Annotated in this window: 18 protein-coding genes and 1 pseudogene; 8 read left to right on the forward strand and 11 right to left on the reverse strand. The window is 66.4% G+C overall.

Annotation, left to right across the window (positions count from 1 at the left end; all coding sequences use genetic code 11):
• Nucleotides 1-110 precede the first annotated feature (110 nt).
• On the forward strand, nucleotides 111-2,912 hold the full coding sequence (gene ppc / locus A9W99_RS12440) for a phosphoenolpyruvate carboxylase (RefSeq protein WP_067377681.1): 2,802 nt from the start codon (nucleotides 111-113) through the stop codon (nucleotides 2,910-2,912).
• Nucleotides 2,913-2,928: 16 nt separating this feature from the next.
• Nucleotides 2,929-3,741 (forward strand): DUF1206 domain-containing protein, encoded by an 813-nt coding sequence (locus A9W99_RS12445; RefSeq protein ID WP_067377685.1) that lies wholly within the window; start codon nucleotides 2,929-2,931, stop codon nucleotides 3,739-3,741.
• Nucleotides 3,742-3,819: 78 nt separating this feature from the next.
• Here A9W99_RS12445 and A9W99_RS12450 read toward each other — a convergent pair whose 3' ends face one another.
• The 6 genes from A9W99_RS12450 to tkt all read right to left on the reverse strand — a co-directional run bounded on the left by A9W99_RS12450 (nucleotide 3,820) and on the right by tkt (nucleotide 10,767).
• A complete protein-coding gene (locus tag A9W99_RS12450; protein WP_067377689.1) occupies nucleotides 3,820-4,218 on the reverse strand; it encodes an ATPase in 399 nt (132 codons plus the stop codon).
• 16 nt (nucleotides 4,219-4,234) lie between these two features.
• Nucleotides 4,235-4,978 carry a 6-phosphogluconolactonase gene (gene pgl, locus A9W99_RS12455; protein ID WP_067377692.1) on the reverse strand — a complete coding sequence of 248 codons (744 nt, stop codon included), beginning with the start codon at nucleotides 4,976-4,978 and terminating at the stop codon, nucleotides 4,235-4,237.
• On the reverse strand, nucleotides 4,975-5,886 hold the full coding sequence (opcA, locus tag A9W99_RS12460; RefSeq protein WP_067377695.1) for a glucose-6-phosphate dehydrogenase assembly protein OpcA: 912 nt from the start codon (nucleotides 5,884-5,886) through the stop codon (nucleotides 4,975-4,977). Before opcA ends, pgl begins: the two co-directional genes overlap by 4 nt.
• 115 nt (nucleotides 5,887-6,001) lie before the next feature.
• The gene (gene zwf, locus A9W99_RS12465) at nucleotides 6,002-7,543 is read right to left on the reverse strand and encodes a glucose-6-phosphate dehydrogenase (protein ID WP_067377698.1); all 1,542 of its coding nucleotides are present in this window, start codon (nucleotides 7,541-7,543) and stop codon (nucleotides 6,002-6,004) included.
• Nucleotides 7,540-8,661, reverse strand: a complete 1,122-nt coding sequence (tal, locus tag A9W99_RS12470; protein WP_067377701.1) for a transaldolase — start codon at nucleotides 8,659-8,661, stop codon at nucleotides 7,540-7,542. The genes zwf and tal overlap by 4 nt, the downstream gene beginning before the upstream one ends.
• A 15-nt stretch (nucleotides 8,662-8,676) precedes the next feature.
• The gene (gene tkt, locus A9W99_RS12475) at nucleotides 8,677-10,767 is read right to left on the reverse strand and encodes a transketolase (RefSeq protein ID WP_067377704.1); all 2,091 of its coding nucleotides are present in this window, start codon (nucleotides 10,765-10,767) and stop codon (nucleotides 8,677-8,679) included.
• A 269-nt stretch (nucleotides 10,768-11,036) separates the two neighbouring features.
• Between tkt and A9W99_RS12480 the strand changes: the two genes are divergently transcribed.
• Complete coding sequence (locus A9W99_RS12480) at nucleotides 11,037-12,008, forward strand: heme o synthase (RefSeq protein WP_172828861.1); 972 nt, start codon at nucleotides 11,037-11,039, stop codon at nucleotides 12,006-12,008.
• A gap of 113 nt (nucleotides 12,009-12,121) precedes the next feature.
• On the opposite strand, the gene A9W99_RS12485 is transcribed toward A9W99_RS12480, so the two are convergent.
• A complete protein-coding gene (locus A9W99_RS12485) occupies nucleotides 12,122-13,102 on the reverse strand; it encodes a quinone oxidoreductase (RefSeq protein ID WP_067377709.1) in 981 nt (326 codons plus the stop codon).
• A gap of 19 nt (nucleotides 13,103-13,121) precedes the next feature.
• On the opposite strand from A9W99_RS12485, the gene A9W99_RS12490 reads away from it, so the two are divergent.
• Nucleotides 13,122-13,991: a hypothetical protein gene (locus tag A9W99_RS12490; RefSeq protein WP_067377712.1), complete on the forward strand. Its 870-nt coding sequence runs from the start codon at nucleotides 13,122-13,124 to the stop codon at nucleotides 13,989-13,991.
• Here the strand turns inward: A9W99_RS12490 and A9W99_RS12495 are convergent.
• The 4 genes from A9W99_RS12495 to mptB all read right to left on the reverse strand — a co-directional run bounded on the left by A9W99_RS12495 (nucleotide 13,938) and on the right by mptB (nucleotide 18,467).
• The gene (locus A9W99_RS12495; protein WP_067377715.1) at nucleotides 13,938-14,906 is read right to left on the reverse strand and encodes a heme A synthase; all 969 of its coding nucleotides are present in this window, start codon (nucleotides 14,904-14,906) and stop codon (nucleotides 13,938-13,940) included. The two genes, A9W99_RS12490 and A9W99_RS12495, sit on opposite strands and share 54 nt — an antisense overlap.
• 110 nt (nucleotides 14,907-15,016) lie before the next feature.
• Nucleotides 15,017-15,802, reverse strand: a complete 786-nt coding sequence (locus A9W99_RS12500) for an ABC transporter permease (RefSeq protein ID WP_067377718.1) — start codon at nucleotides 15,800-15,802, stop codon at nucleotides 15,017-15,019.
• Nucleotides 15,799-16,752, reverse strand: coding sequence for an ABC transporter ATP-binding protein (locus A9W99_RS12505; RefSeq protein WP_067377720.1), 954 nt, complete (start codon nucleotides 16,750-16,752; stop codon nucleotides 15,799-15,801). The genes A9W99_RS12500 and A9W99_RS12505 overlap by 4 nt, the downstream gene beginning before the upstream one ends.
• Nucleotides 16,749-18,467 (reverse strand): polyprenol phosphomannose-dependent alpha 1,6 mannosyltransferase MptB, encoded by a 1,719-nt coding sequence (gene mptB / locus A9W99_RS12510; RefSeq protein ID WP_067377724.1) that lies wholly within the window; start codon nucleotides 18,465-18,467, stop codon nucleotides 16,749-16,751. The genes A9W99_RS12505 and mptB overlap by 4 nt, the downstream gene beginning before the upstream one ends.
• Nucleotides 18,468-18,529: 62 nt before the next feature.
• Between mptB and A9W99_RS12515 the strand changes: the two are divergent.
• The 4 genes and pseudogenes from A9W99_RS12515 to sufC all read left to right on the forward strand — a co-directional run bounded on the left by A9W99_RS12515 (nucleotide 18,530) and on the right by sufC (nucleotide 22,823).
• Nucleotides 18,530-19,367, forward strand: a pseudogene (locus A9W99_RS12515) (helix-turn-helix transcriptional regulator).
• A complete protein-coding gene (gene sufB / locus A9W99_RS12520; protein ID WP_067377731.1) occupies nucleotides 19,364-20,812 on the forward strand; it encodes a Fe-S cluster assembly protein SufB in 1,449 nt (482 codons plus the stop codon). The pseudogene A9W99_RS12515 and the gene sufB overlap by 4 nt, the downstream one beginning before the upstream one ends.
• Entirely contained in the window at nucleotides 20,812-21,993 is a 1,182-nt protein-coding gene (sufD, locus tag A9W99_RS12525; protein WP_067377734.1) for a Fe-S cluster assembly protein SufD, read from the forward strand. The genes sufB and sufD overlap by 1 nt, the downstream gene beginning before the upstream one ends.
• Nucleotides 21,990-22,823: a Fe-S cluster assembly ATPase SufC gene (gene sufC, locus A9W99_RS12530; protein WP_253869786.1), complete on the forward strand. Its 834-nt coding sequence runs from the start codon at nucleotides 21,990-21,992 to the stop codon at nucleotides 22,821-22,823. Before sufD ends, sufC begins: the two co-directional genes overlap by 4 nt.
• Nucleotides 22,824-22,825: the final 2 nt, after the last annotated feature.

Here is a 22,825-nt window from a genome sequence, read left to right on the forward strand (position 1 = left end):
CTGCCGCCAAGATCCAGCCGTGGCCGCAGGCTCGATGCCATGAATGCGGACTCGTCCACGCAGACACCCGCAGCAGGCGACGCCGGCGATTCGCGTCGATACTGAGACGCATGGCTGAAACCATCGACGCCGCGCTGGAACCCATCGGTGCCGTGCACCGGACGCGGGTCGGCCGCGAGGCGACTGAGCCGATGCGCGCCGACATCAGGCTGCTGGGCACCATCCTCGGCGACACAGTTCGCGAGCAGAATGGCGACGAGGTTTTCGAGCTCGTCGAGCGTGCCCGGGTGGAAGCGTTCCGGGTGCGCCGTTCCGAGATCGACCGGGCCGAGATGTCGCGCATGTTCGACGGGATCGACATTCATCTGGCAATCCCGGTCATCCGTGCGTTCAGCCATTTCGCGCTGCTGGCCAACGTCGCTGAAGACATCCACCGGGAACGCCGCCGCGCCATTCACGTCAAAGCCGGGGAGCCGCCGCAGGACAGCAGCCTGGCCGCCACCTACGCCAAACTCGATCGCGCGGAGTTGGATTCGGCTACCGTCGCCGAGGCCCTGAAAGGTGCACTGGTTTCCCCGGTCAGCACCGCCCACCCCACCGAGACCCGGCGGCGCACCGTGTTCGTCACCCAGCACCGGATCACCGAGTTGATGCGACTGCACGCGGAGGGCCACACCGAGACCGACGACGGGCGCAACATCGAATCCGAGTTGCGGCGCCAGGTCCTGACGCTGTGGCAGACAGCGCTGGTGCGGCTGTCCCGGTTGCAGATCAGCGACGAGATCGAGGCCGGGCTGCGGTTGTACCCATCGTCGTTCTTCGCGGTGGTCCCGCAGGTCAATGCCGAAGTCCGGGAAGCGTTGCGCACTCGCTGGCCCGACGCCGACCTGCTCCCCGGGCCGATTCTGCAGCCCGGCTCCTGGATCGGTGGCGACCGCGACGGCAATCCCAATGTGACCGCCGACGTGGTGCGCCTGGCAACCGGCAGCGCCGCCTACACCGCACTGGCGCACTACCTGACCGAGCTCACCGCCCTCGAGCAGGAGCTGACGATGTCGGGGCGGCTGATCACGGTGACCTCCGAGCTGGCCGAACTGGCCGAGGGCTGCACGGAGAAGGCCCGCGCCGACGAGCCGTACCGGCGGGCGCTGCGGGTGATCCGGGGCCGGCTGACCGCAACCGCCAGCCAGATCCTGGACCGGCAGCCCCAGGATGTGCTGGACATGGGTTTGCCGCCGTATTCCACGCCGGCCGAACTGCGGACCGATCTAGACGCCATCGACTCCTCGTTGCGCACCCACGGCGCCACGCTGCTGGCCGATGACCGGCTGGCCCTGCTACGGGAAGGCGTGGGAGTCTTCGGGTTTCACCTGTGCGGCCTGGACCTGCGACAAAACTCCGACGTGCATGAAGAGGTGATCGCCGAGCTGCTGGCATGGGCCGGGGTGCATCCGGACTACAGCTCCCTGTCCGAGGACGAGCGGGTCGAACTGTTGGCGGGCGAACTGAGCACCAGACGCCCGCTGGTGGGCGACCGCGCACAATTGTCGGAACTGGCGCGCGGCGAGCTGGGTGTCGCGGCGGCCGCGGCACGCGCGGTCGAGATCTACGGTTTCGCCGCCGTGCCCAACTACGTGATCTCCATGTGCCGGTCGGTGTCGGATGTGCTGGAGGCGGCGATCCTGCTCAAGGAGGCTGGCCTGCTGGACGCTTCCGGGCCGGAATTGTATTGCCCCGTTGGCATTTCGCCGCTGTTCGAAACGATCGACGATCTGCACAACGCCGCGACCATCCTGCATTCGATGCTCGAGCTTCCGCTTTACCGCGCGCTGGTCTCCGCGCGCGGCGACTCGCAGGAGGTGATGCTGGGCTACTCGGACTCCAATAAGGACGGCGGTTATCTGGCCGCCAACTGGGCCGTCTACCGGGCCGAGCTGGCTTTGGTGGAAGTGGCCCGCAAAACCGGAATCCGGTTGCGGCTCTTCCACGGTCGCGGTGGAACCGTCGGCCGCGGCGGCGGCCCGAGCTACCAGGCCATCCTGGCGCAGCCGCCCGGAGCGGTGAGCGGGTCATTGCGGCTGACCGAGCAAGGCGAAGTGATCGCCGCCAAGTACGCCGAACCCCGCATGGCGCGACGCAACCTGGAGAGCCTTGTGGCCGCCACCCTGGAGTCAACGCTGCTGGACGTGGAGGGCTTGGGTGAGGCTGCAGAGCCCGCTTACGCGGTCCTCGGCGAGGTGGCCGGGCTGGCGCAACGCGCCTACGCCGAATTAGTCCACGACACACCGGGTTTCGTGGACTACTTCAAGGCCTCCACGCCGGTCAGTGAAATCGGGTCACTCAACATCGGCAGCAGGCCGACATCGCGCAAGCCCACCGAGTCGATCGACGACCTGCGCGCGATTCCGTGGGTGTTGGCGTGGAGCCAGTCGCGGGTCATGCTGCCCGGCTGGTACGGCACCGGTTCGGCATTCGAGCAGTGGATCGCCGCCGGCGCCGAAGCCGAGCGGGTGCAGGTACTGCGCGACCTCTATGAGCGCTGGCCGTTCTTCCGCAGCGTGCTGTCGAACCTGGCGCAGGTGCTGGCCAAAAGCGACCTGGGCCTGGCCGCCCGCTATGCCGAGCTGGTGCCCGATGAATCGTTGCGGCGCAGGGTCTTCGACAAGATCACCGATGAACACGAGCGCACCATCGCCATGCACAAGCTCATCACCGGCCAAGAGGACCTGCTCGCCGACAATGTGGCGCTGGCGCGTTCGGTGTTCAACCGCTTCCCGTATCTGGAGCCGCTGAACCACCTTCAGGTGGAGTTGCTGCGCCGCTACCGTTCGGGTGACGACGACGAACTGGTGCAGCGCGGCATCTTGTTGACGATGAACGGTTTGGCCAGCGCGTTACGCAACAGCGGATAACGGGCATTAAGCCCACATGCCTGACGACGCCTCCGTCACCCCGACGGAGCTAGCCCAGAACAGCGTCTTCGAGCGGTTGGCCCGTGCCGGGTTTGTGGTGAGCGGGTCGCTGCATCTGATCGTCGGCTACCTGGCCATCCGGATCGCGCTCGGCGCCGCCGCCACCGCCGATCAATCCGGAGCTCTGGCGGCACTGGCGGCGCAACCGGGCGGGCGGATCGGGCTCTGGATCGCGGCCGCCGCCCTGCTGATGCTGGGCCTGTGGCGGCTGGTCGAGACCGTCCTGGGCCGGGCGACCGACCGCAGGCCCGACGGGGGCACCTCGTCGGGAAGGTTGGATAGGGTCAAAGCCTTCGGTTTGGCAATCGTCTATTTCGCTTTCGCCTACTCCGCGTTCGGATTCGCCCTGGGCGCGGGGCGCTCCACGGGTGAGCGGAATTCGACCATCAGCGCGCGCCTGATGCAGACCGTCATCGGCACCGTTGCGCTCATCGCCTGCGGAATCGGCATCGTCGCGGTGGGTGTCTACCACGTTTACAAAGGGGCCAGCCGCAACTTCCTGGGCGACCTGAAAGGCAAATCGGGCAATCTGGTGCGACGCGTGGGCATGCTCGGCTACATCGGCAAAGGTGTGGTTCTCGTCGGCGCGGGCGGGCTGGTCGTCGTCGCGGCGTTGCGCTCAGAGCCGAAAAAAGCCACCGGACTCGACGGGGCCCTCAAAACACTCGGGGCTCAGCCCTACGGTGCTGCGCTCCTGATCGCCGCAGCCCTAGGCATCATCACCTACGGCCTCTACAGCTTCGCGATGGCCCGATTGACCAAGATGTAGGCGCGGCGAAGGGTGGCGAGCAGACGCAAAACCCCCTCTGACACGGCTTGTCGAGGGGGTTTTGCGTCTGCTCGCCACCTAACGCAAGCTGCGGTTGCGCAACCGATCCATCACGCCGCGCACGGCGTGCTCGGTCATCGAGAGCGGGGACACCATGGTTTCGCCCAGGCTGACGATGTAATCGATCCGCTCGACGATGGCTTCTACCGGCTCGACCAGCACGATGAGCCGCTTGGCCAGATCGTCGAGGCTGTGCAGGGTGCCCTCGAGATGATCCAGGCCGGTCTCGAGGCGTTCGACCGTCGCGTTCAGCGCCGACAGCGAGCTGTTGAGCTCGACCATCGTGCTGCTCAGGCCGTCGAGAACGTCCTCGACCTGCTCGACCGTCTTGTCCGCGTTCAGCGCCGCTTGGGTGAGGGTCTTCATCCGCTTCCGCACCGGTGTGGGACGGTCGGTCTTGTCTGTCATGACGGTCATTATCACCCGGCAGGTGTTAGCCAGGAAGCTTGGCCGCGGCTTCCTCGTCGAGCAGCCACAGGGTGGTGTGTATCCCGACGCCGCCGGCCGCCGGTACCGAGACCGGGTCCGCGCCGCCGATCGCAGCGGCCGCCGCGTCCGCTTTCGCGCCACCGGACACCATCAGCCAGACCTCGCGAGAACGCTGAACAGCGGGCAGCGTCAAGGTGATTCGCCGTGGCGGCGGTTTCGGGCAGTCTTCGACTTCGACCACCATGCGGCTGGTCTCCCGCACAGCGGGGGTGTCCGGGAACAGCGAGTTGATATGGCCTTCCGGCCCCATTCCCAACAGGTGCACATCGAAATTCGGCACCGGCTGACCGGGTTCGGCGTTGGCGGCCAGGACCTGCTCGTAGGCCAGTGCCGCGGCGGCCATATCGCTGCCGAACTCACCGTCACTGGCCGGCATCGCGTGCACATTGCTCGACGGGATGTCGATGTGATCGAGCAAGGCGCCGCGCGCCTGCTTGTCGTTGCGCTCGTCGTCGTCCTCGGGAACGTAGCGCTCATCGCCCCAGAACAGATGCACACGTCCCCAGTCGATCTGCGAACCTTGCATGCCCAGCTGGCGGAGCAATGCGATGCCGTTGCCGCCGCCGGTCAGCACAATCAGCGCGCGGCCCCTGGCCGCGACGGCCGACTCGATGGCCTCGGTCAGCCGCTTGGCCGCGGCTTCCACCAGCGTGGTGCTGTCCGGGAAGATTTCGACGGCGGTGCTCATACGTATTGAACCTTCTTGATGCCTTCGAGTGCCGATAGATAGATCTCGTCCGGATCCAGCCGCCGCAGGTCTTCGGCAAGGCATTCGCCGGTTACCCTGCGCGCCAACGGAACCAGGGCATCGGGCCGGGCCGTCCGGCTCAGGGTGGCCGTGGTGCCCTCTTGCGGACGGCTGAGCACGATGGTCTCGCTCTTGCGCACCAGCTCGACCTTGAGTTCGCCCACTTTGCGTTGCACCGGCCCGTCGATCCGGCTGGCCAGCCAGCCGGCCAGGATGTCCAGCGCCGGTTCGGTTTTCAACCCGGAGATCAACGCCGACTCGATTGGCTCGTGCGGCGGCAGGTCGACCGCGGAAGTCAACAGCGCCCGCCAGTAGGTGATGCGGGACCAGGCCAGGTCGGAATCGCCTGCCGTGTAGCCGGGCAGCCGGCTGGTGATGGCCGCCAACGGGTCGATCGCATTGGTGGCGTCGGTGATGCGGCGAATCGCCAACTTGCCCAACGGATCCTGGGCAGGCACCGCAGGAGCGATATCGGGCCACCACGCCACCACCGGAATGTCGGGAAGCAAGAACGGGATCACCACGCTCTCGGCGTGGCCGGCCAGCGGCCCGGACAGCCGCAGCACGACGACCTCTCCGGCGCCGGCGTCGCCGCCCACCCGCAATTGGGCATCAAGCCGTGGTTCGTCCGCATACGGGTCGCCTCTCATCGTGACGATGATCCGGCTGGGGTGCTCATGGCTGGCGTCATTGGCCGCCTCGATGGATTCCTCGAGCACGGCATCGCTGTCCGGCGCGATGATCAGCGTGAGCACCCGTCCCATCATGACGGCACCGATTTCTTCGCGGAGCTCGTCGAGCTTCTTGTTTACCGCCGTGGTGGTCGTTGCGGGCAGATCGACAATCATTTGCGCCGCTCTCCCCCGCAAGCGGGAGGTGCCCCCACCTCATCGCTCCGCTCTGCTGCGTCCCCCTCGCCGCTGCGCGGCTGGGGGCGCCCCCACTGCATCGTCGCGGCGCGGATCACGGCCGCCGCCATTCCCGGCCGGTCCGGCGCAGCATTTCGAACGCCGACTCCGGTCCCCAGGTGCCCGCCTCATACGGGTCGGGCTTGCCGTGCGCAGCCCAGTGGTCGAGGGCGGGATCGAGTATCTCCCAAGCCAATTCGACCTCCGCGTTGACGGGAAACAGCGACGGCTCGCCGAGGAGCACGTCGAGGATCAGTCGCTCGTAGGCCTCCGGTGATTCCTCGGCGAAGGCCGAGCCGTAGGAGAAGTCCATGTTGACGTCGCGGACCTCCATGGCGGTGCCGGGCACCTTGGAACCGAACCGCAAGGTGACGCCCTCGTCGGGTTGCACCCGGATGACCATGGCGTTGGCGCCCAGCTCGTCGGTCATGGTGGCATCGAACGGCAGATGCGGTGCGCGCTTGAAAACCAAAGCGATCTCAGTGACCCTGCGCCCCAGCCGTTTTCCGGTCCGCAGGTAGAACGGCACGCCGGCCCAGCGCCGCGTGTCGACTTCAAGCGTGATGGCGGCGAACGTCTCGGTAGTGGAGTCCTCGGAGAATCCCTCCTCGTCGAGCAGCCCGACCACCTTCTCCCCGCCCTGCCAGCCGGCGGTGTACTGTCCGCGGCTGGTGGTCTCGTCGAGCGGCTCGGCAAGCTGCGTCGCCGAAAGCACCTTGATCTTCTCGGTTTGCAGCGACGACGGGTTGAAGCTGACCGGCTCTTCCATCGCGGTCAGCGCCAGCAGCTGCGTCAGGTGATTCTGGATGACATCGCGGGCCGCGCCGATGCCATCGTAATAGCCTGCGCGACCGCCCAATCCGATGTCCTCGGCCATCGTGATCTGCACGTGGTCGACGTAGTGCGAATTCCAGATCGGGTCGAACAGCTGGTTGGCGAACCGCATCGCCAGGATGTTCTGCACCGTCTCTTTGCCGAGGTAGTGGTCGATGCGGAAGACCGCCTCCTCCGGAAAGACCGCGTTGACCGACTTGTTCAGTGCCTGTGCACTCTGCAGGTCATGACCGAACGGCTTCTCGATGACGACCCGGCTCCACCGGTCGCCCTGTGGCCGCGCCAGTCCCGACTTGTGCAGCTGCTCGCACACCACCGGGAACGACTTGGGCGGGATCGCCAGGTAGAAGGCGTGATTACCGCCGGTGCCACGCTCGGCGTCGAGCTTCTCCAGCGTCTCGGCCAGCCGCGCGAACGCCTCGTCGTCATCGAAAGACCCTGGGACGAAACGGAATCCCTCGGCCAACCGGTCCCAATTCTGCTGCCGAAACGGTGTGCGGCAGTGCTGCTTGACCGCGTTGTACACGACCTCGCCGAAATCCTGCGTGGTCCAGTCCCGGCGGGCGAATCCCACCAATGCGAACGACGGCGGCAGCAGGCCGCGGTTGGCCAGGTCATAGACGGCCGGCATCACCTTTTTGCGGGCCAGGTCACCGGTGACGCCGAAAATCACCATTCCGCATGGGCCTGCGATCCTGGGAAGCCGCTTATCCAGCTTGTCGCGCAGCGGGTTTCGCCACTGCGCGGCCTTAGCTGGGGTCATTTGTCGGCAGAGTCGAGCTGCGCCTGCGTCTCCTTGAGTAGTTCCTTCCACGAGTCCTCGAACTTCTCGACGCCCTCGTTCTCCAGCACGATGAACACGTCGTCCAGGTCGACTCCCACCGCCGACAGCTGGTCGAACACCTCCTGAGCGGCCGAAGCCATGCCGGTAACGGTGTCGCCATTGATCACGCCGTGGTCGGCGACGGCGTCAATCGTCTTCTCCGGCATGGTGTTAACGGTGTTCGGGGCCACCAGTTCGGTCACGTAGAGGGTGTCGGAGTAGTCGGGGTTCTTGACGCCCGTCGAAGCCCACAGCGGCCGCTGCACCCGGGCCCCGTCGGACAGCAGCGTCTGATAGCGGTCGCCGCCCTCGAAGACCTCCTGGTAGGCGGCGTAGGCCAGCCGGGCGTTGGCGACGCCGGCCTGTCCGCGCAGCGCGAGCGCCTCCTCGGAGTCGATCTTCTCCAGCCGCTTGTCCACCTCGGTGTCCACCCGCGAGACGAAAAACGATGCCACAGAGTGGATCTTCGACAGGTCGTGACCGGCTTCCTTCGCCTTTTCCAGCCCCGCCAGGTAGGCGTCCATCACCGCCCGGTGCCGCTCGACCGAGAAGATCAGGGTGACGTTGACCGAAACACCTTCCGCCAGAACGGCCGTGATGGCCGGAATGCCCTCCTCGGTGGCGGGGATCTTGATGAACAGGTTTGGCCGGTCGACGATCTTCCACAGCTCGACGGCCTGCTGGATGGTCTTGTCCGCGTCACGCGCCATTCGGGGGTCGACCTCGATAGACACCCGACCGTCGACCCCGTCAGAAGACTCCCACTGCGGCCTCAGCACGTCGCAGGCGTTGCGTACGTCATCGGTGGTGACCGTGCGAATCGTGGCATCGACGTCGGCTCCGCGCTCGGCCAGCTCGGTGATCTGATCGTCGTAGGTATCGCTGTCGGCCAGCGCCTTCTGGAAGATCGACGGGTTGGTAGTCACTCCCACCACACATTTGGTGTCGATCAGCTCCTGCAAATTGCCCGAACGCAGTCGCTCCCGAGACAAGTCATCCAGCCATACCGATACCCCCGCGGCACTCAACGCCGCGAGGTTGGCGTTTTGAGTGGTCATGCCAATTACCCTCTCTCAGTTGTCCACTACCTGTTCCGCGGCATCTGCGACGGCCTCCGCTGTGAAGCCGTACTCACGGAACAATGTCTTGTAATCCGCGGATTCTCCATAGTGCTCGATAGATACGATTTTTCCGGTGTCGCCCACCAGCTTGTGCCAGCACTGCGCGACACCGGCCTCGACGGCCACCCGGGCCGACACCGACGGGGGCAGCACGCTGTCGCGGTATTCGTGCGGCTGCGACTCGAACCACTCCACGCACGGCATGGACACCACCCGCGCGACGATGTCCTTGTCCGCCAACAACTTCTGCGCCGCGACCGAGATCTGGACCTCGGAGCCGGTGGCGATCAGCACGACGTCGGGTTCTTCACCTCCGTCGTCGCCGAGGATGTAACCACCCCGTTCGACACCCTCGAAGCTGGTGCCCTCCAGCACCGGGACATTCTGGCGGGTCAGGACCAGGCCGACCGGACCGCTGCCGTTACCGCGGGCCAGGATTGTCCGCCACGCGTAGGCCGTCTCGTTGGCGTCGGCCGGTCGCACCACCGACAGGTTGGGGATGGCGCGCAGCGCCGACAGGTGCTCGATCGGCTGGTGGGTCGGGCCGTCTTCGCCCAGGCCGATCGAATCGTGCGTCCACACATAGATGGTGTCGATGTCCATCAGCGACGCCAGCCGCACCGCCGGGCGCATGTAGTCGGAGAACTGCAGGAACGTGGCGCCGTAGGCCCGGGTCGGGCCATGCAGCACAATGCCGGACAGGATGGCGGCCATCGCGTGTTCACGAACGCCGAAATGCAAGGTGCGGCCATACCAGTGCGCGGTGTAGTCCTTGGTCGAAATCGAGGGTGGGCCAAAGGAATCGGCGCCCTTGATGGTGGTGTTGGTGCTGCCCGCCAGGTCGGCCGAACCGCCCCACAGCTCGGGCAGATTCGGACCCACCGCGTCGAGCACCGCGTTCGATGCTTTCCGGGTGGCGATTTCGTCGGAGCCAGGTTCCCAGTGCGGCACGTCGGCGTCCCAGCCGTCGGGCAGCTTCTCGGCCGTCAACCGGTCCAGTAGCGCCTTGCGTTCGGGCTCGCGCTGCGCCCAGGTATCGAACTCCGGTTGCCACTTCTCGTGCGCTTCCCTGCCGCGCTCGATCAGCTTGCGGGTGTGGGTGATGACGTCGTCGCGAACCTCGAAATTCTTGTCAGGGTCGAATCCGAGGATCTTCTTGACGGCGGCCACCTCGTCGTCACCGAGGGCGGCGCCATGCGCCTTGCCGGTGTTCATCAGGTTGGGCGCCGGATAGCCGATGATGGTGCGCAGCGAGATGAACGACGGCCGGTCGGTGACGGCTTGCGCGTTAGCGATCGCCTCCTCGATGGCGACGACGTTCTCGCCGCCCTCGACCTTCTGTACGTGCCAGCCGTAGGCCTCATAGCGGGCGGCGGTGTCTTCGCACAGCGCGATGTTGGTGTCATCCTCGATCGAGATCTGGTTGTGGTCGTAGAACACGATGAGGTTGCCCAGCTGCTGTACGGCCGCCAACGAGGACGCCTCTGAGGTGACGCCCTCTTCGATGTCGCCGTCGGAGGCGATCACATAGATGCGGTGGTCGAACGGGCTTTCTCCCGGTGCGGCGTCCGGGTCGAAGAGGCCGCGCTCGTAGCGCGATGCCATCGCCATCCCGACCGCTGACGCCAGGCCCTGCCCGAGCGGGCCCGTGGTGATCTCAACACCTTTGGTGTGCCGGAACTCCGGGTGTCCGGGAGTCTTGGATCCCCAGGTGCGCAGCGATTCAATGTCGGACAGTTCCAGGCCCCAGCCGCCGAGATAGAGCTGCAGATACAGGGTCAGGCTGCTGTGTCCGGCCGATAGCACGAATCGGTCACGACCCAACCAGTACGGGTCGCTGGGGTCGTGGCGCATCGTGCGCTGAAATAGCGTGTACGCCAGGGGGGCCAGGCTCATCGCCGTCCCCGGGTGGCCGTTGCCGACTTTCTGGACCGCGTCGGCGGCCAAAACGCGGATGGTGTCGACAGCGGCCGAATCGATCTCGGTCCAGTCGTCGGGCAGGTGCTGTTGAGTCAGCGTGGAGATCTCTTCGAGTGTGGTCACAGACGCAGTCCTTGGGTCATGAAGCTGATCAATCCTCACCCTAGTGCGGGAGGGCTTGCTATTGCAGGGCCGGATTTCGGGTACCCAGGGCCGGCCCCGCGAAATCCAATGTGAAAATTACGTGCCGGCCGCTTACGCTGTCCGATCAATCCGGGCGATCCGAGAAAAAGTCCGTGAATAGACCCTGCGGCGCGGCGGCGGTGGGCATGCTGTCTACCATCGTGTGTAGTAGAAGCTGCGCGCTGCTGCGACCCCGAGGAGTAAAAGCGTTGAGCGTTCGCGGGCGCGTTACGTCGAGCCGGATGCCCGGCACCGCCCGGCGCCGAGCCGGGCCGGACGCCGAAAAGGCGAGAAGCCGGGCAACCGGCGTCGTCCTGGCTTACCTGGCCCTGACCAAGCCTCGAGTAATCGAGTTGCTGTTGGTGACCGCGATACCCGCGATGCTGCTGGCCGATCGCGGCCACGTGAGCCCGCTGTTGATCCTCAACACGCTGATCGGCGGCATGATGGCCGCCGGCGGCGCCAACACGCTCAACTGCGTGGCCGACGCCGATATCGACAAGGTGATGAAGCGCACGGCGCGGCGCCCGCTGGCCCGAGAGGCGGTGCCCCGGCGAAACGCACTGGTGCTGGGCCTGGTGTTGAGCATCGGCTCGTTTTTCTGGCTGTGGTGGACGACCAACCTGCTGTCGGGTCTGCTGGCCGTGGCGACCATCGCTTTCTACGTGTTCGTCTACACCCTGCTGCTCAAGCGACGCACGTCACAGAACGTTGTCTGGGGCGGCGCGGCGGGCTGCATGCCGGTGATGATCGGCTGGTCGGCGGTGACCGGTGGCATCGGCTGGCCGGCAGTGGCGATGTTCGCGATCATCTTTTTGTGGACGCCGCCGCACACCTGGGCCCTGGCGATGCGGTACAAGGAGGACTACAAAGCGGCCGGTGTACCGATGTTGCCGGCCGTCGCCACCGAACGTCAGGTCACCAAGCAGATTCTGGTCTACACCTGGCTTACCGTGCTGGCGACGCTGGTGCTGGCGCTGGCCGCCGGATGGCTTTATGCGGCGGTCGCGGTGGTGGCCGGGGCGTGGTTCCTGGCGATGGCCCACCAGTTGTACGCCGGCGTGCGTGCGGGTGAGCCGGTGAAGCCCCTGCGGCTGTTCCTGCAGTCGAATAACTATCTGGCGCTGGTCTTCTGCGCGTTGGCGGTCGACTCGGTGATCGCGCTGCCGACATTGATCTGAGCTGCGCCGGCACGCGTGTCCCATGGGTCACTTCAGCACCGCAACGGGCTGCGTGGTCCGATTCGGATATGCGATAGGCCCGTGCTGGTGTGGCAGATGGGATTTGCTCGGGGTTATGGCAGCAGCACGATCGAGCCGGTCGTCTTGCGGCCCTGCAAATCCTCGTGCGCGCGTGCCGCATCGGACAGCGGATAACGTCCGCCCACTTCGACGGTCACGGCCCCGCTGCCGAGCACGTCGAACAGCTCCGCTGCGCGCCAGCTGAACTCCTCGCCGGTGCGGATGAAGTGCGCCAGCGAGGGCCGGGTGAGGTAGACCGAGCCGGCATAGTTGAGACGCTGCGGATCGAAGGGGGGGACGGGTCCGCTGGCGGCGCCGAACAACGCCAGCGTTCCCCGGACGGCCAGGCTGGACAGGCTGGCGTCGAACGTGCTGGCCCCGACGCCGTCGTACACCACGGCGACGCCGGCGCCCCCCGTCATCGCACGCACCTTGTCGCCGAACTCAGCCGCTTCGGTGGGGTAGGGGAGCACCTCGGCGGCGCCGGCCTGCCGCGACAGCCGCTCCTTCTCGGGAGTCGAGACGGTGGTGATCACCCGGGCGCCCAGGCGGGTGGCCCATTGCGTCAGGATCAGCCCGACCCCGCCGGCACCGGCATGTATCAACACCGTGTCGCCGCTTTGCACCGGGTACACCGACTTCAGCAGGTAGTGGGCGGTCAGGCCCTTCAGCAGCGCCGAAGCCGCCACGTCGGAACCCACCGATTCGGGCACCTTAGCAGTCAAAAGCGCTGGCGCAGTGCAGAATTCGGCGTAGCCGCCGTTAGCCGAGGGACTCACCACCCGGTCGCCCACGGCCAGGCCCACGCTGTCCGCTTGGTCTCCCAGGGCAGCGACCGTCCCGCACACCTCGGATCCGACGACGAACGGCAGCGGGCGTGCATACTGCCCCGAACGGAAATAGGTGTCGATGAAGTTGACGCCGATCGCCTCGGCCTTGATCAGTAGCTCACCCTGCCCCGGCTCGGGTCGCGGAACGTCGACGTAGCGCAGGACACCGGGGCCACCGGTTTCGGACACTTCGATCGCATGCATGTGGTTATCATGCCCGTGAATGAAGTTAGCGCGGCCAGACGTCTTCCACCCGCGCATCGTGCTGGCCGGGTGTCCGCGACAAGTCGCCGGAGACGGCGATGACGCCGGGCTGCTTGGCGCCCTGCGGCACCGCGGCCTGCACGCGCACTGGCTGTCCTGGGACGATCCCGAGATACGTCGCGCGGACCTGGTGATACTGCGGGCTGCCCACGACTACTCCGAGCGGCTCGGCGAATTCCTGGCCTGGACGCTGGAGGTGAAAAACCTGTTTAACCCGCCCGCGGCGGTGGCCTGGAACGCCGACCGGCGCTATCTTGGCAAGCTCGCGAGCCAGCAGGTTCCGACAGTGCCTGGACAGATCTTCGCGCCGGGCGATCAGGTGCGGCTGCCGCGCATGGGGCAGATCTTCGTCAGCGCGACCCTCGGGTCGGGAACGCGGCGTTGTCCCGACCGGTCGGCGGCCGCCGAGCGCGCTGCCGAACTGCAGGCGGCCGGACGCAGCGTGTTCGTGCAGCCCTGCGATTCGGCTACCGAGACCGTGCTGATCTTCTTGTGCGGCGAGCAGTCGCATGCGTTCACCCTGCGGGCCGGCGCGTTGCACCAGGCCGAACCCAATTTCGAGATCTGGGCTGTCGGAGCGGCGGCGCTGGTCGGCGCGGCGACCCAAATCGGCATCAGCACAAGCGATTTGCTTTATGCGCGCGCCCATGTGATCGGCGGCGCCGACGACCCGCGACTGCTGGAACTGCAGTTGGTCGAGCCGTCGCTGGGCTGGCTGAACCTGGATGCCGGCACCCGGGACCTGGCGCAGCGCGAGTTCGCGCTGGGTGTGGAGTCAGCGCTGGAGCGGTTGGGGCTCGGCCCGCTCTCGCGACCGTTCCCGCATTGAGGCCCATAGCGCGGCGGTGGCCGCGGTGCATGCCGCGGCGCCCGCCACGTGGATGGCGACCAACGCGGGCGGTACCCCGGTGAAGTACTGCGTGGTGCCGACGGCAGCCTGCGCGAACACCAGCGCCACCAACACGGCCAGCCGGGCCCGTACCGGCCGAGCGGCGCCGACGGCAAGCAGCCCGAAGCCCAGTCCGACTAGCAGCGCCAGGTAGGCGATCAGCAGCGACGAGTGCATGTGTACCAGTGTGGTGATCTCGACTTTCAGGCGTGGCACGGTCCGGCTGGGGCTCCTGTCACCCGCGTGCGGTCCGGCCGCGGTCACCAGCGTGCCCGTCACCAGCACAGCGGCCAGGTTCAGCGCGCTGAGCGCGGTCAGCGCGCGCAACGGCTTCGCCACCCGATGCTCGACCACACCATCGTCGGGCTCGCCGACCTTCACATAGAGCAGCACCGATAACCACACCATGGTCATCGACGCGAGCAGGTGGACGGCCACCGTCCACCACAGCAACCCGGTGCGCACGGTGATACCGCCGATCACCGCCTGCACGACCGTCGACGCCGGCATCAGCCAGGCGTAGACCACCACCTGGGTGCGCCGTCGGGCCCGGGTGACGGCCAGCACGGCCATTATCGCGGTGATGACGACCGCGATGGTGATCATCCGGTTGCCGAACTCGACCGCCTGGTGGATGCGCGGCACTTCGGCCACCGCTATCGGGACGAAGCTGCCCGGAAAGCACTGCGGCCAGGTCGGGCAGCCCAGGCCCGAGGCGGTGACCCGAACGATCGCGCCGGTGACGGCGATGCCGCCCTGACTCAGGATGACGGCGGCGGCGATCACCCGCTGGACACGCAGGCTGGGGTCGGGGAGCAGGTCCACCAACCGCAGTAGCGCTCGTCCGACGGGCATCGCCCGATCGTAACGACAACTACATCGCGTAGTAGAAGAGGCAGGCCCGGCGCCGAGCCTGCCTCGAACTTTCACGCCATGGCCGCAGACTGAATCGGCGACAAAAGGCCTTAGGTGAAGCGGAACCAGCGGCGCGCGGCCAACGCGGCGAGCGCACCCCACACCGCCAGCACGGCGAACCCGAACCAGTCCACCGACAAGCTCATGGCCTGCGACAGCGCCTCGGTGAGCGCTCCCGATGGAGTGAGCCGGGCGGCCCACTTGACCGCCGGCGGGATCATGCTGGTTTCCAGAGTCAGGGCACCGAACCCGGCGAAGACGAACCACATCAGGTTGGCGAGCGCCAGGACGATCTCGGCCCGCAAGGTGCCGCCGAGCAGCAGGCCGAGCGCCGCAAATCCCGCGGTGCCCAGCGCGATGACTGCCGCGCCCAGGGCCAGCGCGGCCAGCGCCGGCCGCCAGCCGAGCGCAAACCCGATGACGCCCAACAGAATTGCCTGCAGGAAGACGGTGAACACGACGGCCAGTGCCTTGCCGATGATGATTCCCCACACGGGCAGGGGCGTTGCTCCAAGCCGCTTCAATGCGCCGTAGCGGCGATCGAATGCAACGGCGATCGCCTGTCCGGTGAACGCGGTGGAGATGACCGCCAGCGCCATGATGGCGGGAACGAATACCGCGGCGCGGTGTGATCCGAACGAGCCCAGCGGCAGCAGCGTGAGCCCGACCAGCAGTGTGATCGGAATGAACATGGTCAACAACAACTGCTCGCCGTTGCGTAACAGCAGCTTCAGCTCCAGGCCGAACTGCGCGGCCAGCATCCGGGACACGGCGTTGGGACGCGGATCCGGGGCGAAGGTGCCGGGCGGAAACACGTCGCTTTTCTCCGTCGTCATGGCCGCAGGCTCCGCCCGGTGAGATCGAGGAACAGATCCTCGAGGCTGCGTTGCTCGACGCGCATATCGGTGGCCAGCACGTTGATCTGCGCGCACCACGCGGTGACCGTCGCCAGCACTTGCGGATCGACAGGACCTTCGACCAGATACTCGCCCGGCGTCACCTCGGTGACCTTGTAATCCTCCGGCAGCGCGGTGGCCAACAGGGACAGCTCGAGCCGCGGCGGCGCGCTGAACCGCAGTTGGTCTTTGGCGCCGGCGCGGGTCAGCTCGGTCGGCGTGCCCGCGGCGACCGTCACCCCGTTGTCGATGATGACCAGCCGGTCGGCTAGCTCCTCGGCCTCCTTGAGCTGGTGGGTGGTCAGCACCACAGTCACGCCGTCGCGGCGCAGCGCGTCGATCAGCTCCCACACCAGCAGGCGTGCGTGAGCGTCCATGCCCGCGGTGGGCTCGTCGAGAAACACCAGTTCGGGACGTCCGACCAGCGCACACGCCAGCGCGAGCCGTTGTTGCTGTCCGCCGGAAAGCCGTCGGTAGGTGGTGCGCGCCGCGTCGGTGAGGCCCAGCGTGTCCAGCAGCCACCGCGGGTCCAGCGGGTCGGCGGCGTAGGCGGCCACCAGGGCCAGCATTTCGCCGGCGCGGGCCGCGGGGTAGCCGCCGCCGCCTTGCAACATGACGCCGATGCGCGGGCGCAGCCGCGCGTTGTCGGTGATCGGGTCAAGCCCGAGCACCTCGATGGTTCCGGCGTCCGGGCGCACGAAGCCTTCGCACATCTCGACCGTCGTGGTCTTTCCGGCGCCGTTGGGCCCCAGCAGGGCCAGCACTTCGGCGGCGTGTACGTCCAGATCGAGGTCGGAGACCGCCTTGCACACGGACGCGCCCGACCCATACTGCTTGCTCACCCCACGCAGCCGAACGACCGTGTCGGGTATCAGAGGGGCCGAGGTCACGTGGAATCAGCGTAGGCGTCGGGCGCCGACTTGGAGCGAGGGGTGACCGGAGCGGCCTCGGTGGGCTCGGGCTGTGCGGGCGTCGCCGTGTGCTGATCGGGGCGGTGATGGTGGATCGGAACCGGTAGCAGTGGTCGCCACGGCAGCCGCGTATAGGTCAGTGCGATCAGCACCACGACGATGATGGTGCTGGCCACGGTGGCGTCGACGATCTGGAACAACGCGAAGCGGTCGCCGTTGGCCGTCGGGCCGAAGATGCCCACCACCAGGGTGACGACGATGGCGGCCACCCGGAAGCCGGTGCGGGTTGCCCAGGCGGCCAGCGGAATGATCGCCCACAGCACATACCAGGGCTGTACCACCGGAAACAGCAGCACTGTGACCCCCAGCGCCACGCCCAGCCCGCCGATCGGGTGCAGCCGGCCGCGAAAGACTGCCAGCAGCAGCCAGCAGACCAGCACCATGATGATCAGCACGCCGATGGCACGTGTCAGCGACAACACCGCGGTGGTGTGATCGCCCAGGCCCAGCAGAATTCCGACTTGGCCGGTGCCCAGAGCCAGCAGCGTTGGCGGTGACATCCAGCTGCGCACCACGTTGGCGGTGCCCAGCGTGAAAATCCAGCCGAATCCCAGTCCGCTGACCCAGCCCACGATGGCCATCACCGCCAGCGTCAGCCCCGACATGGCCCCACCGGCCAGTAAGAGCGCCTTCAGCGTGCCCCCGCAGCGGTAGGCCAGCGCCATGGTGACGAAGCCCAGCGCCAGCAGCGAAGGCAGCTTCACCTGCGACGACAACACGATCAGGATCGCGCCCGCGACCAGCATGCCGAGTGGTTCCCAGTCCGCGCCTATCCGCCACGAGGAGGGCATCAGTCGCTCTGAGTCCAGGCCGCGCAGGGCGAACTCCGCACCGCTCAGCATCAGCCCCAGCATCAGCGCCTCGTTGTGGATCCCGGCGACCAGATGCATGATCAGCAGCGGGTTGGCGGCGCCCAGCCACAGCGCGCTGACCTCGGCAACGCCGCACCGCCGGGCCAGCCGTGGGGTTGCCCACACGATCATGCCCACGCCGACCAACACCACCAGCCGATGGCAAAGCACGGCAGCGACGATGTTCTCGCCGGTCAGCGCCGAGATTCCGCGCCCGATCCATAAGAACAGCGGGCCGTAGGGCGCCGGAGTCTCGCGCCACAGGCTGGGAACCGACAGCGTGAAGACGTGGCCCAGGCCCAGGCCCGACGCCGGACCCACCCGGTAGGGGTCGAGTCCTTCCAGCGAGATCTGGCTCTGGGCCAGGTAGGAGTAGACGTCCTTGCTGTACATCGGCGGGGCGATCAGCAGCGGCAGCGACCACAACAGCAAGGTGCGGTCCAGCTCGCCGCGCGACATCCGCCGGTCGCCGAGGGCGAAGCGGCCGAGCATCAGCCAGGCGAGCGCCATCATCACCGCCCCGGTCGTCGTCATGGTCAGCGAAACCGTCTGGATGCGCGACGGCAGGTTGAGCAGCCGGACCCCGAACGTGGGGTCCTGTACGACGGGCCTGGCCCCGGCGCCGAGGGCGCCGATCGCCATCAGCACGGTGCCGGTGGCGCCGAACAGGCGGGTACGTTGAAGTGCGGTGATCTCGGTGTCGTTCAGCGGCGAACCCACCGCCTGCTCATCACCGTGCAGACTGGCGATCGACGAGCTCAGCGTGTGCTGGCGGGCTGCCATCCTCAGGAGCCTAGCCCTGACGACGCTGCGGGCCGCAAAGACGCAAATGTTGAGCGCGTCACGTGAGGGCACCCTTGCTGGACCGATTCCCGGAATTGCGTCACACTGGTGTTGTGAAAATCCAATCCGAGCTGGATGCTGCTGTGCCTGCGGCCGCCGCTGCGGGAACAGATGGTCACACCCGGCGCGCCATCGTGCGGTTGCTGCTGGAATCGGGATCCATCACTGCTGGTGAGATCGGTGACCGGCTGGGTCTGGCGGCCGCCGGCGTGCGGCGCCATCTCGAGGCGCTGATCGAGGCCGGCGACGCGGAGGCGGTACCGGCCGCCGCCTGGCAGCAGGTGGGACGCGGACGGCCCGCGAAGCGCTACCGGTTGACCCCGGCCGGTCGGAGCAAGCTCGAGCACTCCTACGACGACCTGGCCGTCGCCGCCATGCGGCAGCTGCGGGAGATCGGCGGTGACGACGCGGTGCGGACGTTCGCCCGGAAACGGATCGATACGATCCTGTCCGGTGTCGAAGCGGCAGGAAGCGACGACGACGCCGACGTCGAGGCTGCCGCCGAGCGCGTCGCCGACGCGCTGACCAAGGCCGGCTATGTGGCCACCACCACGGAGGTGGGCGGTCCGATCCACGGCGTGCAGATCTGTCAGCACCACTGCCCGGTGTCTCATGTCGCCGAGGAATTTCCGGAGCTGTGCGAAGCCGAGCAGCAGGCCATGGCGGAGGTACTCGGAACGCATGTGCAACGGTTGGCGACGATCGTCAACGGTGACTGCGCCTGCACCACCCACGTGCCGCTAACTCAGGCGCTTAGCAAAGCGGCCAGCAAGACCTAGCACGAAAGCGGCGCCCAGCCCGCGCCGGACACACGACGAACTCAAAGGAGCGTCCCTATGACCATGACGCCAGAGGCCAGCAAGACGGCCACCGAGCCGCTGACTCAGGCAGAGGCAATCGCCTCGCTGAGCCGCTACGGCTATGGCTGGGTGGACTCCGACGCCGCCGGCGCCAGCGCGCAGCGCGGGTTGTCCGAGGCGGTGGTCCGCGATATCTCGGCGAAGAAGAACGAGCCCGAGTGGATGCTGAACAACCGGCTCAAGGCACTGCGCATCTTCGAACGCAAGCCGATGCCGATGTGGGGATCCAATCTCGGCGGCATCGACTTCGAGAACATCAAGTACTTCGTGCGGTCGACGGAAAAGCAGGCTGCCAGTTGGGATGATTTGCCAGAGGACATCAAAAACACCTATGACCGGCTGGGAATTCCAGAAGCAGAAAAGCAAAGATTGGTTGCTGGAGTAGCGGCTCAGTACGAATCCGAGGTGGTTTACCACCAGATCAGAGAGGATTTAGAGACTCAAGGAGTCATTTTCTTAGACACTGATACTGGTTTGCGGGAACACCCCGAAATATTCAAGGAGTACTTCGGAACGGTAATTCCGGCAGGCGATAATAAGTTTTCTGCGCTGAATACAGCTGTGTGGAGTGGTGGAAGTTTTATTTACGTTCCGCCAGGTGTGCACGTCGATATCCCACTGCAGGCCTATTTCCGGATCAACACCGAGAACATGGGCCAGTTCGAGCGGACACTGATCATTGTCGATGAGAACGCTTACGTTCACTACGTGGAGGGCTGCACTGCGCCCGTTTACAAGTCGGATTCGCTGCACTCCGCGGTAGTCGAGATCATCGTAAAGCCCGGTGGCCGTTGCCGTTACACCACAATCCAGAACTGGTCGAACAACGTTTACAACCTGGTCACCAAGCGGGCCCGGGCCGAGGCCGGCGCCACCATGGAGTGGGTCGACGGCAACATCGGGTCGAAGGTGACCATGAAGTACCCGGCGGTCTGGATGACCGGTGAACACGCCAAAGGTGAGGTGCTTTCGGTGGCGTTCGCCGGCGAAGATCAGCATCAGGACACCGGCGCCAAGATGCTGCACCTGGCCCCGAACACGTCGAGCAACATCGTGTCCAAGTCGGTGGCCCGCGGCGGCGGCCGCACGTCTTACCGCGGCCTGGTACAGGTGAACAAGGGCGCGCACGGTTCCAGGTCGAGCGTGAAATGCGATGCGCTGCTGGTCGATACGATCAGCCGCAGCGACACCTACCCTTACGTCGACATCCGCGAAGACGACGTCACGATGGGCCACGAGGCCACCGTGTCGAAGGTGAGCGAGAACCAGCTCTTCTACCTGATGAGCCGCGGGCTCACCGAGGACGAGGCGATGGCGATGGTGGTGCGTGGCTTTGTCGAGCCGATCGCCAAGGAACTGCCCATGGAGTATGCGCTGGAGCTCAACCGGCTGATCGAGCTGCAGATGGAAGGCGCGGTCGGCTAGTGACGGGATTGACTGCAGCGGTTGAGGGTTCGTCACTAGCCGCTGCCAACAAGGGCGAGCTGTTCGCGTCCTTCGACGTGGACGCCTTCGAGGTTCCGCACGGCCGCGACGAGATCTGGCGGTTCACTCCGCTCAAGCGATTGCGCGGCCTGCACGACGGCTCCGCACGGGCCACCGGTAGCGCTCAGATCACTGTTAGCGAACAACCCGGCGTGCAGACCGAGACGGTGCGCCGCGGCGACGAGCGGCTGGGCCAGGCCGGTGTTCCCGCTGATCGGGTTGCTGCTCAAGCGTTTTCGTCGTTCAACTCCGCGACGCTGGTCAGTGCCACACAGGTCGCCGAGCCGGTGAACATCAGCATCACCGGGCCGGGGGAAGGCGCGGTGGCCTACGGGCATCTGCAAATCCGGGTGGAGGAACTCGGCGAGGCTGTCGTCGTCGTCGACCACCGCGGCAGCGGAACTTACGCTGACAACCTGGAATTCGTCGTCGCCGACGCTGCCCGGCTCACCGTGGTGTGGATCGCCGATTGGGCCGACGACGCGGTTCATCTCAGCGCGCACCACGCGAAGCTCGGCAAGGACTCGGTGCTGCGGCATGTCACCGTCACACTCGGCGGCGAGGTGGTGCGGATGACCGGCAACGTGCGGTTCGATGCACCCGGAGGAGACGCCGAGCTGCTGGGCCTGTATTTCGCCGACGACGGCCAGCACCTAGAGTCGCGGTTGCTGGTCGACCATGCTCAGCCCGATTGCCGATCCAATGTGCTGTACAAAGGTGCGCTGCAAGGAGATCCGGCATCGCATCTGCCCGACGCCCACACTGTGTGGGTGGGCGACGTGCTGATCCGCGCCGCAGCCACCGGCACCGACACCTTCGAGGTCAACCGCAACCTGGTCCTCACCGACGGCGCCCGCGCTGACTCGGTGCCCAACCTGGAGATCGAGACCGGCGAGATCGTGGGCGCCGGACACGCCAGCGCCACCGGACGTTTCGACGACGAGCAGTTGTTCTACCTGCGTTCCCGCGGCATCCCCGAAGAGCAGGCCCGCCGACTGGTGGTGCGTGGCTTCTTCGGCGAGATCATCTCTAAGATCGCGGTGCCCGAAGTGCGGGAACGCCTCACCGCGGCCATCGAGCACGAACTGGAACTGACCGAAAAGATGGAAAAGACCCCATGACGACTCTGGAAATCAAAGACCTGCACGTCAGCGTTGAAAATCTGAACGCTGCCGCCGATGGGGAGCGCGAGATTCCCATCCTCAACGGCGTCGACCTGACCGTGAAATCCGGTGAGACGCATGCGTTGATGGGTCCCAACGGCTCCGGCAAGTCCACGCTGTCCTACGCCATCGCCGGGCATCCCAAATATCGCGTGACCGCGGGCTCGATCACGCTGGACGGTGCCGACCTACTGGCCATGAGCGTCGACGAACGCGCGCGGGCGGGCGTGTTTCTGGCCATGCAGTACCCCGTCGAGGTGCCGGGTGTCTCGGTGTCGAACTTCCTGCGCTCGGCGGCGACGGCCATCCGGGGCGAGCCGCCGAAGTTGCGGCACTGGGTGAAGGAGGTCAAGGCCGCGATGGCCGGCCTCGACATTGACGCCGCGTTCGCCGAGCGCAACGTCAACGAGGGCTTCTCCGGTGGTGAGAAGAAGCGCCACGAGATCCTGCAGCTGGAGCTCCTCAAGCCCAAGATCGCCATTCTCGACGAGACCGACTCCGGCCTGGACGTCGACGCGCTGCGGGTGGTCAGCGAGGGCGTGAACCGCTACGCCGAAGCCGAGCACGGTGGCATCCTGCTGATCACGCACTACACCCGCATCCTGCGCTACATCCACCCCGAATACGTGCACGTGTTCGTCGGCGGACGCATCGCCGAGTCCGGCGGTCCGGAGCTGGCCGACGAACTCGAGCAGAACGGCTACGTGCGCTTTACCCAGCCTGATGGCGACGACGCAGCGGCTTCGCCGCGCTTGGGATCGCCGCGGACGGCGGCAACCAGGGCGTAACC

This window comes from Mycobacterium sp. 1164966.3, assembly GCF_001665395.1.
GTDB lineage: Bacteria > Actinomycetota > Actinomycetes > Mycobacteriales > Mycobacteriaceae > Mycobacterium.

Bases quoted from the DNA above. Each gene is read 5' to 3' on its own strand.
- ppc (WP_067377681.1), top strand. From the start codon at position 111: ATGGCTGAAACCATCGACGCCGCGCTGGAACCCATCGGTGCCGTGCAC.
- A9W99_RS12445 (WP_067377685.1), top strand. From the start codon at position 2,929: ATGCCTGACGACGCCTCCGTCACCCCGACGGAGCTAGCCCAGAACAGC.
- A9W99_RS12450 (WP_067377689.1), bottom strand. From the start codon at position 4,218: ATGACCGTCATGACAGACAAGACCGACCGTCCCACACCGGTGCGGAAG.
- pgl (WP_067377692.1), bottom strand. From the start codon at position 4,978: ATGAGCACCGCCGTCGAAATCTTCCCGGACAGCACCACGCTGGTGGAA.
- opcA (WP_067377695.1), bottom strand. From the start codon at position 5,886: ATGATTGTCGATCTGCCCGCAACGACCACCACGGCGGTAAACAAGAAG.
- zwf (WP_067377698.1), bottom strand. From the start codon at position 7,543: ATGACCCCAGCTAAGGCCGCGCAGTGGCGAAACCCGCTGCGCGACAAG.
- tal (WP_067377701.1), bottom strand. From the start codon at position 8,661: ATGACCACTCAAAACGCCAACCTCGCGGCGTTGAGTGCCGCGGGGGTA.
- A9W99_RS12485 (WP_067377709.1), bottom strand. From the start codon at position 13,102: ATGCATGCGATCGAAGTGTCCGAAACCGGTGGCCCCGGTGTCCTGCGC.
- A9W99_RS12490 (WP_067377712.1), top strand. From the start codon at position 13,122: ATGAAGTTAGCGCGGCCAGACGTCTTCCACCCGCGCATCGTGCTGGCC.
- A9W99_RS12495 (WP_067377715.1), bottom strand. From the start codon at position 14,906: ATGCCCGTCGGACGAGCGCTACTGCGGTTGGTGGACCTGCTCCCCGAC.
- A9W99_RS12500 (WP_067377718.1), bottom strand. From the start codon at position 15,802: ATGACGACGGAGAAAAGCGACGTGTTTCCGCCCGGCACCTTCGCCCCG.
- mptB (WP_067377724.1), bottom strand. From the start codon at position 18,467: ATGGCAGCCCGCCAGCACACGCTGAGCTCGTCGATCGCCAGTCTGCAC.
- sufB (WP_067377731.1), top strand. From the start codon at position 19,364: ATGACCATGACGCCAGAGGCCAGCAAGACGGCCACCGAGCCGCTGACT.
- sufC (WP_253869786.1), top strand. From the start codon at position 21,990: ATGACGACTCTGGAAATCAAAGACCTGCACGTCAGCGTTGAAAATCTG.